This window comes from Algoriphagus zhangzhouensis, from assembly GCF_900148515.1.
GTDB classification, from domain to species: domain Bacteria; phylum Bacteroidota; class Bacteroidia; order Cytophagales; family Cyclobacteriaceae; genus Algoriphagus; species Algoriphagus zhangzhouensis.
Map to the genome: position 1 here is coordinate 464,219 of NZ_FRXN01000002.1, position 13,840 is coordinate 478,058.

Here is a 13,840-nt window from a genome sequence, read left to right on the forward strand (position 1 = left end):
TTTGCTCGAAAAATAGAAAAAATAGGTATGGAAACTAACCTTCTCTTAAAAGATTTTTACTTATTTAATTTTTGTCAATTTCGCATCCAAAAAGATGTATTTCCTTCCCTGTTTTTAGACTTGGATATCCGAAATAAACTTCCCTATTTGAATCTTTAAAAAAACACCAATTCAAATGAACCCCGTAATCATTAGAAGTTTCGAGGAATTCGAAAAATACAATGGAAAGGAAATAGGTACTTCCGATTATTTTAAAATATCCCAAGATAGAATCAATCTTTTTGGTGATGCGACCAATGATCACCAATGGATCCATACTGATCCCGAGCGTGCAAAATCCGAAGGTGCATTCGGAAACACCATCGCACATGGCTATTTGACTTTGAGTATTGTTCCATTTCTTTGGGAGCAAATCGTCAAGGTTGAAAATCTAAAAATGATGATCAATTATGGTATCGAATCCTTACGCTTTGCACAAGCGGTCACAGTAGACAGTGAGGTTCGTCTGCATGCAAAACTTAAAAACATTGCAAACTTAAGAGGGACCGTCAAAGCTGAAGTTGAGGTAAAACTTGAAATCAAAGACCAAAGGAAACCGGCTTTCACCGGCGTTCTGGTATTCTTATATCACTTCAATTAATTAGAAGCCAGCAAGTCATTGACCACAGTCGCAGCACAAGAGCATCCAAATGCTGCCGGCAAAAAGGACATCGTCCCGTAGGCTGACTTCTTAAAATTTGACCCATCAGTCATCATCAAGCTTTCTTTGATGATTCTCTCTGAAGAAAATACGGCTTTGAATCCGGAATAGATTTTTCGGTTTCGAAGCCTTTTTCTTATCAATCTAGCTAACTTACATTCATAGGTTTCCGAGATATCTACCACTTTTATTTGGGTAGGATCGACTTTTCCACCCGCACCCATCGAACTCACCAATGGGAAATTTCTTTTAAAGGCCCCCTCTATCAAATGTAGCTTTGGTGAAAAGCTATCAATGCAATCCACGACATAATCAAACTCGTTGCCTTCTAATAATTCAGTCATGGCACCGGGATCCAAAAATTGCTTAATCGTATGGACTTTCAGATTCGGATTGATGGATAGCAATCTTTCTTCCATCCATTCTGCTTTCGACTGACCGACATTTTTCTGGGTTGCAGGAAGCTGCCTATTGCAATTGGTCACATCCACAATATCTCCATCGATGATAGTCATTTCACCCACTCCAGACCTACAGATAAATTCTGCTGCAAAGGATCCTACTCCCCCTAATCCAACTACCAATACATGCTTTTTGGAAAGTTTTTCCAATCCTTCCCTTCCAGTAATCAATTCAGTCCGACTTAGCCAAGCAAATTCACTCATTCTATTTTTCTACTTGATATTTTGTTCCAATTATTTCTAACCTGCTGAGTCAATTCCTCCTCAGAAAGCTGCAAAATTACGGAAGCAGATTTATAAATGGAATCAATAGATAGCTGTGAATCATCAGTTTCAAAAAAAACTCGATCCAAAGGACATTTTTTTAGCCAATGAGAGGCATTGGAATCTGATTTTAAAATGGCTTTACCAAATGAAAAACTAATCGGAAAATCTAAAACCTGCTCAGCCATGTGAGATTTCAAATTGAATCCATGCCAAATGATTTGAGGCACTCTTACTTCTGATTTTAAATATTCCAAAAGGAGATCGTGACCTTTTACCAGATGAAGAATCAGTGGAATCTGGAGCTCGTATGCCAATTTTGCATGTTCGTAGAAAACTTTCCTTTGAAGAGCTAAATCTGGTCCCCAAAGCCTATCAAATCCCGATTCGCCGATAGCAAGGCAGTTTGAAAGTGAAGAAAAATTCTTAACCCGAACAAATTCTTTCTCCCATTCCTCATTCAAGTTCCAAGGGTGAATCCCTACTGAAAAATAAGAATCGGATTTTGGATCTTCCTGTTCAGCAAGATTGTAAATGGATTTTTTAAGTAGGCTATGATGGGTATGAAAATCGAAAAATGTCATGTGCAAATATGTAAAAAATGAATTCCCTATATTCAGAAATCTAATGAATTTACTTTAGTCAAAGCTCTTTTAGGACGTCCTATATTTTTCAATTCTTACGACTAACAAATAGAGCTTTAATTAATTTTTGAATTTCTTTTTTATTCCTAAACCAACGAACATGAAATCAAGAATCTTCTTCCTGTTATCATTACTTATTGCTGCTGCCTGCTCTTCTCCCGAGACAAATGAAGAAAATGTCCTCCCTGATCTGGAATTAGATATTCAAGACTCAATTCAGGTAGATTACATTGGCCTTCTCAATCTGATGGATGTTAACCCTCAGCGTAAATCCATACTTCTTTTTGATCCACAAAAGATGCAGTTTGTGATTTCAGATTTTGAAGGAAAAATCATCTCTGAATTCAAAAAAGAAAGAGATGCACCGGATGGCTTTGGCTTTTATCCAATGGCTGCTGGCAAATTCAATGATCAAGGAAATATAATCATTGTATCACCTCAAGGGATTTTTGAATATGATATTGAAGGAAATCTACAAGAAAGCAAAAGAGTCCCAAGAGATGAACAACTTCCTTTTAGCGGAAGATTTGACGCTTTAAAAGAAATTCAATTTGTTGAGAATAAAATCCTTCTTTCCGGATTGATCGCACGAGGAGATTTCAACAAAACGAAGCCTGAGTTTTATGATAATTTTCTCCAGTTGGTTTGGGCAGATCCTGAAACTGGGAAGTTTGAGCAGTTTTTGCATTTGGATTCTGCGAGTATTTTCCAAAACAACATGTCACATGAACCTGGAACTCTTTCTGCAAATTTTGCTGTCAATGGAAATCAACTTTTTGTCATTACAGGATCGGATCCTTTTTTAAACATCCTTAATATCAATCCTCCATACCAAAAGCAAACAAGAATTGCTCTTGACCTTCCAAATTACAAACTCAATAAAGGAGAGGACCCGAAAAAGGCTGATCCACAGGCTATCTCCTTTGATCCAAGTTTTGGAATTATCAATAAAATGGCAAAGCTGGACAACATGCTTTTCATATCATATGAAAATGGCTATGACGACTTGGATGCTTTAGCTTACCAAGAAATCAAATCCCAAGAAGAGTGGGGAGAATACAATGAACGAATTGGCAAAAAATATAAAACCCACTATCTCGTTCTAGATCTGGAAGGCAACAAACTGGCAGATTTCGAATCTCCTGATCAATTGAATAAGGTATTTGTAAGTAGAGAGGGAAGTTTATGGTTTATTTCCAAACCAAATCCTGATGTCGAGGAGGACTTTGTTAAAATCTATAAAGTGGATGTTGATTAATTTATACCAGCTTTTGCACCACAATCCTAATTCCCAATGTTTATAAGTGCCGGATGACCGATGACCGTTGTTCGCTAGACCGATACTTCAAAGCTTCTTTTTAGACGATTGCGGATATTCACATAAACTAAAAATCGCCCCGGAATTCGGGGCGATTTTCTTTTTTAATTCAATCTATCTCTCTCTTCGGTACTACCGGTATTCTTACTAACTCGGAAGCTTTCTCCTTTGGAGAATCTGTATCGAAGGGTGAATCGAACTCCTTGATTACTTCTATATTGTCTAAAGGAGGTATCAATATCTGCGAAATCAACTTTTGCACGAATCACCTGAGTTCTGAAAAGGTCTGTTCCATTGACTGCGATAGTCAATTTATCCTTCATGATAGACTTGGTAACACCTGCATCTACCCATCCAAAGCCTTCGATTTCTCCCTGACCCCAAATTTGAGGTCCCAAGTACATACCGATCAATTCTAATTTGAAGCCTTTTGGAAGGTTAATGTTATGCTGAGTTCTGACCATAAAAGAAGTCTGAGCATTGTCTAGATAATCATCACCAATCTGAGACTTGTATCTGTTATAATTCACTTGAAGCATGTTGGTTGTTCCCCACCACTCTCTCAATTGAACAGGAACGATCGCTCTGAAATTGGCATTTCTGGTTTTGTCGAAATTATCAGTGTAGGTAGTGGTTGTTCTTTCCTCATCATTTTGGATAAATACCTGCATAAATGCATCTGTGGTCTCACTATAACCCAAAGTGAATTGATACATTCCTTTCACCACATGATTCATTTCGAAATTATTGGAATATTGTGGAGTCAAGTTTGGATTTCCTTTCTCTGAAGTCAATGGATCGATGTAGTATACAAATGGATTCAACAATCTATAATTTGGACGAGTAATCCTTCTGTTGGCATTGTAAATGATTTGGTAATTGTCGCTTACTTTTTGCTGAATGAATGCACTTGGGAAAAGGTTGAAATACTTTTGGGTATTGATCTGATCCAAAGTCACTGAGTTTCCTTCGATATTGGAATGCTCACCTCTCAAACCTGCCTGATAGCTCAACTTGTCAGAAATCTTTCCTTTGTAAGAAACATATCCCGCCAATACATTTTCATGATAGATAAAGTGATTGCTATTTGGAGAAGGCTCGAAAGGACCATCTTCAATAGCCAAAGTCAGATCCAAATTATTGTCTGATTTTACCCAAGAACCTTTGACACCTGTTTCCAAAGTTCCTTTTCCCAAAGGTTTCACCAAATCCACCTTAGCAGTGAAGATATTGTAATACATATCATTCAAAGTCTTCAATCTTCCGCTCTCAGCATTCGTTTGAGATTCTCCAGTCCAAGTGCTAGTTGACAGAAGAGACTCACTGTCGGAATTCATTCTGGTAAAGTCAAAATCTGAAGTCAATTTGGTACCCAAAGTATCCAAATTACCTCCATAGTGAAGGTTTGCAAAGAACCTATTTCCTCCGCCTTTGGAGTCATTGTAAGAATCCAAATATGTCACTTCAGAAACACCAGGAGTATTGATTGCAGTCAATGCTGGATTTGTGGTGGTATTGTCAAAATCAGAAGCCTGAACGTTCAAACCAACATTATGATTCTCATTGATCTCATAGTTGGTCGCACCATTGAAGAACAAGTTTTTATTACGTTGTCTGATGTTTGATTCCTGCATGAAATTTGAAACTCCTTCTTCCACATCGAAATTTCTTTGGATGTCCAATTCATTCAAATTGGCATAGTGATTATAGTTCAAATCAGCATTGCTGGACCATTTCCCTTTTTTCACATTCAAAGAAACACCTGCAATAGGAGCCCAAAAACCATTGTACTGGCCACCTGCTTGAACGTTGCCAAACATCCCATCAACCGTATTTTTCTTCAATCTAATATTGATCACACCTGCTGAACCTTCCGCATCAAATCTTGCAGATGGGTTGTTAATTACCTCGATGCTTTTGATGTTTTCTGCAGGCATGGCACGTAGGAAATTCGCCAAATCATTTGCAGACATGTAGGTCTGACGATCATTGATCATCACAACCACACCGGATCTCCCATTCAAGTTGATGATTCCGTCTTGGTCTACATAGATTCCCGGAGATCTACCGATCACATCCAATGCATTGGATCCTTCAGCCATCACAGTTCCTTCCACATTGACCACAGTCTTATCAGGTTCGATGATGATCTCAGGACGGGTTGATTTGACAGTAACTTCATCCAAGCCGGTCATTTCATCTTCTACCTGAACAGACCCCATGTCTTTGATAGTCCCAGGGGTCAATTCAAATGAGTCAGATGTGAAAGTGGAGAAACCAATAGAGGAAACAACCAATTGGACTTTGGCAGTTTTCACGGACTCGATCACAAATGCTCCATCCTCATCGGATACAGCTCCATCAACCAGACCGCTTCCTTCAACAGCGATCAAAGCCACATTGGCAAAAGGAACGGGTGTACCAGATTGGTCCACTACTTTCCCGGATATTCGGCTCACTTCCTTGGGAGCACCTATCGCTAGGTTGCTTAGCCCCAACATATAAATGAATAGGGTTAAAAATAAATAGTTGGCAGTTTTCATTTCTTAATTGCGTGTTTATCTGTGCCACCTAAAGAAAATGAGATGCCATGAATCGAAAAGGGGTTAAAAAAGCTTAAAAAGGGCATTTTTGAATACTTTCAAAAAAATGAGTGTCCAACAGTGAACACTTTTTGACCTAGGAGCGGACATCAAGTTTGTTTATTTTTCGGTTAAAAATGTGGGATGTCCTATCCCATTTTTTATTAGACATAAAAAAACCCGGACAATTGCCCGGGTCCATTTAGAAAAGATTTCTTAAACCTCTAGATCGAAATGCTTGATAGCCTCTTGGTATCTTCTTTCTACTTCTGTCCAGTTAACAACATTCCAGAAAGCAGAGATATAATCAGGTCTTCTGTTTTGGTAATTCAGGTAGTAAGCATGCTCCCATACGTCCAATCCAAGAACAGGAATACCTTTGATTTCAGAAACATCCATCATAGGATTGTCTTGGTTTGCAGAAGAAACAACTTCCAAAGTACCAGCTGCAGTTACCAACAACCAAGCCCATCCAGAGCCAAATCTAGTTGCTGCAGATTGGTTGAATACATCTTTGAAAGAATCAAAGTTTCCAAATTTATTATCAATAGCACCAGCGATATCTCCTACAGGAGCTCCGCCACCATTTGGAGACAAAATTGTCCAGAACAAGCTGTGGTTATAATGTCCACCACCGTTGTTTCTAACAGCTACATTTTTACCAGCTACCTGCAAAAGCTCTGTAAGAGATTTGCCAGCTAGGTCAGTTCCTTCAATAGCCTTGTTTAGGTTATTTACATACCCTTGATGGTGCTTAGTATAGTGGATTTCCATTGTACGAGCATCAAAGTTAGGCTCTAATGCATCAAAAGCATAAGGTAAGGATGGGAGTTCAAAAGCCATCGTTTATAAAATTTATAGGTTAAACATTGAATTAAAATTCTTACTCAATCTGTCATCAAAACCATAGGAAGATTGAAAAGGTTCTTTAAAACCCAATTTCCTATTATTTTCTTAATTTTTTAAAAAACTCATTCAAAAGCTCTTCGGATTGTTGAGCCAAAACCCCAGTTTGAAGCTGAGTCTTTGGATGAAGAATAGAAGAGTCGAGTTGTCTAAACCCACGTTTTGGGTCGGAAGCTCCAAAAATGACAGTTCCAATTTGAGACCAAAAAAGAGCCCCACCACACATGGTACAGGGCTCCAATGTCACATATAATTTACAATCTGGGAGATATTTGGCTCCCATGTAATTAGCCGCAGCAGTGATCGCGATCATTTCTGCATGCGCTGTTACATCATTGAGTTTCTCTGTTTGATTATAAGCTCTTGCGATGATTCTATTTTTGGAAACAATCACGGCCCCAACAGGAATTTCACCCTCTTCAAAAGCAATTCTAGCCTGCTTGAGGGCTTCGTTCATAAAATATTCATCAGAGAAAAGCTCCATTCAATCGTATTTGTAAAAAGGCTTGAAATTGTGTTTTCAAGCCTTTTTCATTTTTATTAAATATTCTGGATTTACCTGAAGTAATCCAAAATCTCGTTTCTGACACCTTCGTTGATAATGACTGCCAAAACCAAAGAAACGACCAAACCAATGGTTGCTTTGAAGACATCATTTCTCGCCAAAACAAATGCTCTGTATCTCCAAGCATCTTTCTTCTTGGCTTTTCCATGCTTACCAATAGCAATTGCCAATTCTCTACCTCCTAGCAAACCGATAAATACCCAAGTAGTACTCATTGGCACGTGGCTATATAGCTTGAAGTAGAATAGGATGATTGCATATACAAAATCTACAATAGTAGCAGCTCTCACGTCTGTTACATTGGACTTTTCATTGACAATACCTTGAATACGATCTCCTTTCAGGTAGAATAGGAATCCAAGACCAATAAATACAAATCCTGCGTAAACGATGAACTCAACAAGATCTAATTGGCGCGGAAGGAAAACGGCAATGTTTGCGGCATCCTGCATGATCCAAACAGACCAAAGAGTACCTGAAGTAATCCACTGTAAAATGATCCAATAGGGCTTGGCTTTTCCTTTCAGATAATTTTGGACAAATCGCTCCAATACAAACCAAACAACCATTGCAATCCCGAAAGCAAGTAGATAACCTACAAAACTTTTGAACATCACATCTACAATAGTTCCTGCTTTGTAGGTGAATACGTTAAGCAAAAGGAAAGTCGTAGAAACAGGCATTCTCAGCCTGGTCATGATCAACAATACGATCGGAGCAGCCAACTGTAGGAAAACAAAACTTTCTGGAGCTTTTTCAAGTCCTTTTGTTGTCAATCTTTGATAACTCACATCTCCATCCAAAGTCATCCAGCTATAAGTAACTGTACCGACAAAAATCAACCCCATGAATAACCACAACCAATACCACTTCCGGTTTTGATTGGAAGCAATGAAAGTACCGATTGTCTGAATACTGTCATTGGCAATTGCAGAATAGGCCGCCAAAGCAAACCCAAACCACATCGCGGCATAAGTATAAGGAGTAATGATTGCGGCAACGGAAATTAGGACGCAGATAATAATGAGAAAAGATTTCTCTTTTTTGGTGAAGTCAAACAGGGAATAGGCCGTTTTTGAAAGCTTTTCCTGGTTGATATTTTGGTCAATATTTTTCTTAGCCATGAATTAAGACTTATGGGCAACGCGACAAAATTAAATAAGTTATTCGGCCTTCTATGTTAAGAAATTGTTAACTCAATACAAAAGATTCTTTTTCGGTATAATCCTCCCTTGTATTTCGTAAAAAAATTTCAAATTTTGCCCAATTATTGCATTAAAATTTGGATTCTCTGAAAAAATAAATCATCAAAAGAGCCAAATAATGGCCTTCAATAATCCAAATCCGATACGTTTATTCATTTATGGAGAGTCTGGTACAAGAATCTAAACATCCGAATAAGACCAAAAGCTACCTTTTGATGCTTTTGGCCCTGTTCCTGTTTATTTTTTCCATTGACCTTTTGACCGTCTCATTGAGCCATATGAATAACAGTGTGGCGCAAGATCTTTTCCAAGCTACCAGAAATCCATTTATCAGTTTGTTCATCGGATTGCTGATGACGGCTCTTATCCAAAGTAGCTCCACCGTGACTGCAAGTGTGGTAGCTGTAGTCGCAGCTGGAAACATGAGTTTGGATCAGGCTGTACCTATGGTCATGGGTGCAAACATCGGTACAACACTTACCAGTACCTTGGTTTCTTTTTCCTACATCATGAAGAAAAAGGAATTTAAACGTGCCCTTTCAGCTGGTGTAGTTCATGATATTTTCAATATTATGACTGTATTGATCTTATTGCCACTGGAATTGAACTTCCGACTTTTGTCGGGATCAGCGATCAAATTGGCACACTTCTTTGCCCCAGACGATAACTTTACAGGACCAGTTGTATACAATAAAGTATTTACAAGGCCTGTCACAGAGTGGATTAGTGACACCATCAATATTCCATTTGTCACCACTATCCTCGCTGTATTCATTGTTTTTGCCGCCATCAAGATTCTTGCAACTTCGGTTTACAAAGCTTTTGTATCTGATAGTTTCAAAGAGATCAGCAATATGATCTTTAAGAAAACCTGGCTTTCTTTTATTTATGGGGTCTTCTTTACCGCGGCAGTACAATCAAGTACAGTGACCACATCGTTGGTAGTTCCTTTGGTTGCTACAAAAAAAGTAACCCTAAAAAAGGCCTTCCCTTTTATTGTCGGAGCGAATATAGGTACTACCATTACAGCTGCTTTGGCAGCTATTTACAAAAGTGAGGCTGCCATTGCTTTGGCTATTGCCCATTTCCTTTTCAATACGATCGGAGCGATTATTATACTTTCATTCCCTCAGTTGAGAAATTTGCCTGTAAGACTTGCAATCTATATGGGTAAAAAATCCGTCAAGTCTAGATTTTTGGGATTTGCCTATATCCTCTTGACCTTCTTCATTATTCCTTTCTTGTTGATCTATTTCACTCAGGATTAATGTTCCCTCAGTTGTAATTGGAACAAGTACAAAACCTTCCTTTACTCTTTTAAAAAGTTTCCCTTCAGCTTTTAATCAATCCCTTTTGACAAGCTAAAATAGGAGAACCATTAAAGAAGCCATAAATCGGAAATTTTTGAGTTTGATTAATTATTTGGCAGTAGAAACATGCGTAATGCAGTAAATAACGCCTCTATTCACCGCATTAATTGCAGGATTTATATTGATTATGCGGTGAATACACTTTATATTTACCGTAAATAATGCGGTAAATAATGTATATCTACCAACAAAAAAATTGGCCGAACTTTTCTTGGGATATAAATCAGATTGCATTCCTATTGACTTCGGTGCGCCACAAGCAAGGAAAATTAACAGGACGAATGATGAGTCTGGGCTTCGATCTGCAAAACGAGGCAATGCTTCAAACTATCACGCAAGATGTACTCAAGACAAGTGAAATTGAGGGTGAGCATTTCAATACAGATCAGGTTCGCTCTTCTGTTGCCCAAAAATTGGGGATGGATATAGGAGGTTCAATTCCAGCAGACCGTCATGTCGAAGGAGTTGTTGATATGCTGCTAGATGCAACGCAGCATTATGAGAGACATCTTGATGACGAACGCTTATTTGGTTGGCATGCAGCAATGTTTCCAACAGGGAGAAGCGGTATAAATAAAATCACTGTAGGATCTTGGAGAACACCTGAAACAGGAGCAATGCAGGTCGTTTCTGGAGCAATGGGAAAAGAGCTAAAACATTTTGAGGCTCCACTCTCAGAGAATGTACCTAAAGAGATGGATGTGTTTTTTGATTGGTTTAACTCCAAAGTTCAATTAGACCCTGTCTTAAAAGCTGCAATCGCTCATTTGTGGTTTGTTACTATACACCCTTTCGATGATGGAAATGGACGTATTGCACGTGCAATTACCGACTTACAATTGGCGCGATCCGATGAAAGTAAACAGCGTTTTTATAGTATGTCTGCTCAAATCCAAAATGAGAGAAAGAAGTATTACGAAATTTTAGAAAATACTCAAAAAGGAGACCTTGAAATCACCAAATGGCTACATTGGTTTCTATCTTGTCTGGAGCGAGCACTTATCCATGCTGAAGAATCTTTAAACTCGGTTCTAAATAAGGCAAATTATTGGAATTTTTTGAATACAAAATCACTTAATGACCGTCAGAAACAGATGATGAATAAGCTTTTGGACGGTTTTGATGGTAAACTCAATACCTCTAAATGGGCAAAGATCACCAAAGTTTCAACTGATACAGCACTTAGAGATATACAAAATTTGGAAGATCAAGGTGTCCTTGTAAAACAAGCAGGTGGTGGTAGAAGTACCAGCTATGAATTGGTAAAATTAAGTTGATATAAAATCCAAAAACTGGCATTGAATCGAGACTACATATTCTTATCAGCTACCTATTTTAGGTCTTTTGGCTTTCTCTCCAAGCATCCATCAAAGCCTTGGCAGAACTGGTACCAATTCTATCTGCGCCTGCACGAATCAATTCCAAGGCAAAATCCAAAGTCTTGATTCCTCCACTAGCTTTGATTCCAGTCTGAGAACTTAGCGTTTTTCTCATTAGATGAATATCCTCGACTTTCGCTCCGCTAGGTGCATAACCAGTTGATGTTTTTACAAAATCAGCTCCAGCATCCTGACAGATTGAGCAAGCTTCCTGGATTTGCTCAGGATTCAAATAGGCTGTTTCGATGATTACTTTCAGAATTCTTTCCTCTTCGTGGCATATTTTGGCGATTTGTGCAATTTCAATCTTGGGCCAATTCATACCTGAATGGTAGGCAGTCTGTGACCAAACCAAATCCAGCTCATCAGCTCCGTTTTTGATCGCCTCTTTCGTCTCCGCTACTTTGCTGGCAGTATCCTCGAAGCCTAAAGGAAAACCGACAACAGTCACTGTCTGGATATCCTCATCTTTAAGCTCTCTAGCCACTTTTTTGACCCAGAAAGAAGGAACACATACTCCAATGAACTGCTCATTGATCGCATCTTTTACAAGTTGATCGACATCCTCTCCAGTCATGGTAGGCTTCAAAACAGTCGATTCGAGAAATCTATTGAAATTTTTCATCCGGATAAACGTAGTCTGTCAAATGCATAAACTCCAAAGTTAAATCGCCATCTCTTGCTATGGTAGCCTTTTCCAAAATTGGAGCAGGTTCATCCAAAAGCGCTGGAATCACCCATTGTATCAATTGGTTTCCAAAGTCCCTGCTGGCCTCACGAGGCAGCTCACATGGCAAATTATCAATAGCCATCACCGAGATGCTATTTTGCTTACCAAAAGCTTCGATTTCTGTCATTGTCTGACGATCTACATCATATACCGGTGATAAAATCGTAGATGCTTTAGAAGTAGTCGGCACAGAGCCATTGATATCACAAGTCACATCTGCGATTACCGAAATCCCAAAATCGTCTGACTGAATGTCTTTCAACTCAAAAAGTCGGGGAGCTTTGGGATCCCAATAGGCTGCTGCGATCAACATCTCACCTTCTTCAGCAAATTTGAGAAAATGACTTTCGTATTTTTCAGGACTTGTATAAAACTCATTTTTATCAAAGCCTCCGTCGGTTTTCCTTCTATTGAAATCCTCAGACTTGAGCTGAACGAATACCGGCTCATCAAAATACTGATGAAGGAAATCTTCTGTTCCTACCTCCTTAATTTCCATAGCTTCCAAGATTTCTTTGGCTCCATTCCCTACTCTACCAGATCCATTCAATATGATTTTGATTGGAGGAAGCTGAATCTTTTGAAGCTCTTGCTTCATTTCGGCTAGGTCAAAGCACTCATGAGCACGTTTAATTTCAAAAAGGCCAGTTTTTTGACCATAAGTCCACATCGCATTATATGCCCCCACTACTCCAGCCCATCGGCCAAATGCTACAACACGTGAGCCAGATTCATTTTTCAAAACCTCATAATCAATCATGCGAATGTTCTTTTCAAGAACTGCTTGAAGAAGTCCCCGGTTATACGCTTGTCTTTTGATGGTATGGGAAAAGAAAAAATAGGTTTTATCAGATATCAAGTTGGCAATTGGAACTTCTTTTACTCCAAAAAGTACATCACAACCAGAAATATCAGAAATCACCTCAACTCCTTTGGATTCGTACTCTTCATCGCTGAAACAGCGGATAGGACTAGATTCTACATAAAACTTAAGTTGGCCTTCAAACTTTTGATTCAAAGACTGCAATTGATCAGGTGTAAATGGGCTTCTTTTGTCAGGTGGATTTTTTCCTTCGCGGATAATTCCGATTTTCATAAAAATTCCTCGCTTCAGGGTTTCAAAACATGAACGATTACATCATTCTAGCACTATGCTGGTCATTATTTTACGCAGTTCATAGCTTGATGGCTGCCTCCAAGTTAAAAAGAATTTTGAAGGAGAAATTAGGTCAACACATGAAATGGTATAGGCTTTTTTACAGTTTGCTATCAATTCTGCTTTTAATGGGAATAGGGCTAGTTTCTATAAAAATCCCAACTCAAAAAATTCTTTCAGAAAGTCAATTTCTTCTTTATTTCGGCTACTTATTTGCCACTTTTGGGACCATAATTATGGTAAAAAGTTCCAAAGGTTGGTCTTTGAAAAGCTTTTTGGGATTCAAACCTGTAGATCAAAATGAGGAACTCTTTCAGTCTGGATGGTATGCCAGAGTAAGGCATCCTCTATACTTGGGATTGGCAATGATATTCTTAGGGTATTTCCTTGTAGCTGGCACCGGTGCAGCATTGACCCATTTTGTTTGTTTGGCACTTTATCTACCTATTGGGATCTATTTCGAAGAGCAGAACCTAGTAGATCAGTTTGGTCAGGAGTACATAGAGTACAAGAAGGAAGTTCCTGCATTTTTTCCAAAACTTAAAAAATAAAAAAAGGGC

Annotated in this window: 13 protein-coding genes; 5 read left to right on the forward strand and 8 right to left on the reverse strand. The window is 38.6% G+C overall.

Annotation, left to right across the window (positions count from 1 at the left end; genetic code table 11):
* Positions 1-175 precede the first annotated feature (175 nt).
* Entirely contained in the window at positions 176-640 is a 465-nt protein-coding gene (locus BUF13_RS07870) for a MaoC family dehydratase (RefSeq protein ID WP_073571230.1), read from the forward strand.
* Here the strand turns inward: BUF13_RS07870 and BUF13_RS07875 are convergent.
* Both BUF13_RS07875 and BUF13_RS07880 read right to left on the reverse strand, forming a co-directional pair.
* Positions 637-1,365, reverse strand: a complete 729-nt coding sequence (locus tag BUF13_RS07875) for a tRNA threonylcarbamoyladenosine dehydratase (RefSeq protein WP_073571231.1) — start codon at positions 1,363-1,365, stop codon at positions 637-639. The two genes, BUF13_RS07870 and BUF13_RS07875, sit on opposite strands and share 4 nt — an antisense overlap.
* A complete protein-coding gene (locus BUF13_RS07880; RefSeq protein WP_073571232.1) occupies positions 1,362-2,009 on the reverse strand; it encodes a TatD family hydrolase in 648 nt (215 codons plus the stop codon). Before BUF13_RS07880 ends, BUF13_RS07875 begins: the two co-directional genes overlap by 4 nt.
* A 160-nt stretch (positions 2,010-2,169) precedes the next feature.
* Here BUF13_RS07880 and BUF13_RS07885 point away from each other — a divergent pair, with 160 nt between their 5' ends.
* Complete coding sequence (locus BUF13_RS07885; RefSeq protein ID WP_073571233.1) at positions 2,170-3,327, forward strand: DUF4221 family protein; 1,158 nt, start codon at positions 2,170-2,172, stop codon at positions 3,325-3,327.
* Positions 3,328-3,491: 164 nt separating this feature from the next.
* On the opposite strand, the gene BUF13_RS07890 is transcribed toward BUF13_RS07885, so the two are convergent.
* The 4 genes from BUF13_RS07890 to BUF13_RS07905 form a co-directional block, all read right to left on the reverse strand.
* Positions 3,492-5,930, reverse strand: coding sequence for a TonB-dependent receptor (locus tag BUF13_RS07890; protein WP_073571234.1), 2,439 nt, complete (start codon positions 5,928-5,930; stop codon positions 3,492-3,494).
* 255 nt (positions 5,931-6,185) lie between these two features.
* Positions 6,186-6,812, reverse strand: coding sequence for a superoxide dismutase (locus BUF13_RS07895; protein ID WP_073571235.1), 627 nt, complete (start codon positions 6,810-6,812; stop codon positions 6,186-6,188).
* 103 nt (positions 6,813-6,915) lie between these two features.
* Positions 6,916-7,359 (reverse strand): nucleoside deaminase, encoded by a 444-nt coding sequence (locus BUF13_RS07900; protein ID WP_073571236.1) that lies wholly within the window; start codon positions 7,357-7,359, stop codon positions 6,916-6,918.
* Between the two features lie 71 nt (positions 7,360-7,430).
* Positions 7,431-8,564 carry a hypothetical protein gene (locus BUF13_RS07905; RefSeq protein WP_073571237.1) on the reverse strand — a complete coding sequence of 378 codons (1,134 nt, stop codon included), beginning with the start codon at positions 8,562-8,564 and terminating at the stop codon, positions 7,431-7,433.
* A 239-nt stretch (positions 8,565-8,803) separates the two neighbouring features.
* On the opposite strand from BUF13_RS07905, the gene BUF13_RS07910 reads away from it, so the two are divergent.
* Both BUF13_RS07910 and BUF13_RS07915 read left to right on the forward strand, forming a co-directional pair.
* The gene (locus tag BUF13_RS07910; protein ID WP_073571238.1) at positions 8,804-9,913 is read left to right on the forward strand and encodes a Na/Pi symporter; all 1,110 of its coding nucleotides are present in this window, start codon (positions 8,804-8,806) and stop codon (positions 9,911-9,913) included.
* Between the two features lie 275 nt (positions 9,914-10,188).
* The gene (locus BUF13_RS07915; RefSeq protein WP_073571239.1) at positions 10,189-11,292 is read left to right on the forward strand and encodes a Fic family protein; all 1,104 of its coding nucleotides are present in this window, start codon (positions 10,189-10,191) and stop codon (positions 11,290-11,292) included.
* Positions 11,293-11,350: 58 nt separating this feature from the next.
* On the opposite strand, the gene deoC is transcribed toward BUF13_RS07915, so the two are convergent.
* On the reverse strand, positions 11,351-12,019 hold the full coding sequence (gene deoC / locus BUF13_RS07920; protein WP_073571240.1) for a deoxyribose-phosphate aldolase: 669 nt from the start codon (positions 12,017-12,019) through the stop codon (positions 11,351-11,353).
* Complete coding sequence (locus BUF13_RS07925) at positions 12,003-13,220, reverse strand: NAD(P)-dependent oxidoreductase (protein WP_073571241.1); 1,218 nt, start codon at positions 13,218-13,220, stop codon at positions 12,003-12,005. Before BUF13_RS07925 ends, deoC begins: the two co-directional genes overlap by 17 nt.
* Positions 13,221-13,249: 29 nt before the next feature.
* Between BUF13_RS07925 and BUF13_RS07930 the strand changes: the two genes are divergently transcribed.
* On the forward strand, positions 13,250-13,831 hold the full coding sequence (locus tag BUF13_RS07930) for a methyltransferase family protein (RefSeq protein WP_073571242.1): 582 nt from the start codon (positions 13,250-13,252) through the stop codon (positions 13,829-13,831).
* Positions 13,832-13,840 lie beyond the last annotated feature (9 nt).

Bases quoted from the DNA above. Each gene is read 5' to 3' on its own strand.
- BUF13_RS07870 (WP_073571230.1), top strand. From the start codon at position 176: ATGAACCCCGTAATCATTAGAAGTTTCGAGGAATTCGAAAAATACAAT.
- BUF13_RS07875 (WP_073571231.1), bottom strand. From the start codon at position 1,365: ATGAGTGAATTTGCTTGGCTAAGTCGGACTGAATTGATTACTGGAAGG.
- BUF13_RS07880 (WP_073571232.1), bottom strand. From the start codon at position 2,009: ATGACATTTTTCGATTTTCATACCCATCATAGCCTACTTAAAAAATCC.
- BUF13_RS07885 (WP_073571233.1), top strand. From the start codon at position 2,170: ATGAAATCAAGAATCTTCTTCCTGTTATCATTACTTATTGCTGCTGCC.
- BUF13_RS07890 (WP_073571234.1), bottom strand. From the start codon at position 5,930: ATGAAAACTGCCAACTATTTATTTTTAACCCTATTCATTTATATGTTG.
- BUF13_RS07895 (WP_073571235.1), bottom strand. From the start codon at position 6,812: ATGGCTTTTGAACTCCCATCCTTACCTTATGCTTTTGATGCATTAGAG.
- BUF13_RS07900 (WP_073571236.1), bottom strand. From the start codon at position 7,359: ATGGAGCTTTTCTCTGATGAATATTTTATGAACGAAGCCCTCAAGCAG.
- BUF13_RS07905 (WP_073571237.1), bottom strand. From the start codon at position 8,564: ATGGCTAAGAAAAATATTGACCAAAATATCAACCAGGAAAAGCTTTCA.
- BUF13_RS07910 (WP_073571238.1), top strand. From the start codon at position 8,804: ATGGAGAGTCTGGTACAAGAATCTAAACATCCGAATAAGACCAAAAGC.
- BUF13_RS07915 (WP_073571239.1), top strand. From the start codon at position 10,189: ATGTATATCTACCAACAAAAAAATTGGCCGAACTTTTCTTGGGATATA.
- deoC (WP_073571240.1), bottom strand. From the start codon at position 12,019: ATGAAAAATTTCAATAGATTTCTCGAATCGACTGTTTTGAAGCCTACC.
- BUF13_RS07925 (WP_073571241.1), bottom strand. From the start codon at position 13,220: ATGAAAATCGGAATTATCCGCGAAGGAAAAAATCCACCTGACAAAAGA.
- BUF13_RS07930 (WP_073571242.1), top strand. From the start codon at position 13,250: ATGAACGATTACATCATTCTAGCACTATGCTGGTCATTATTTTACGCA.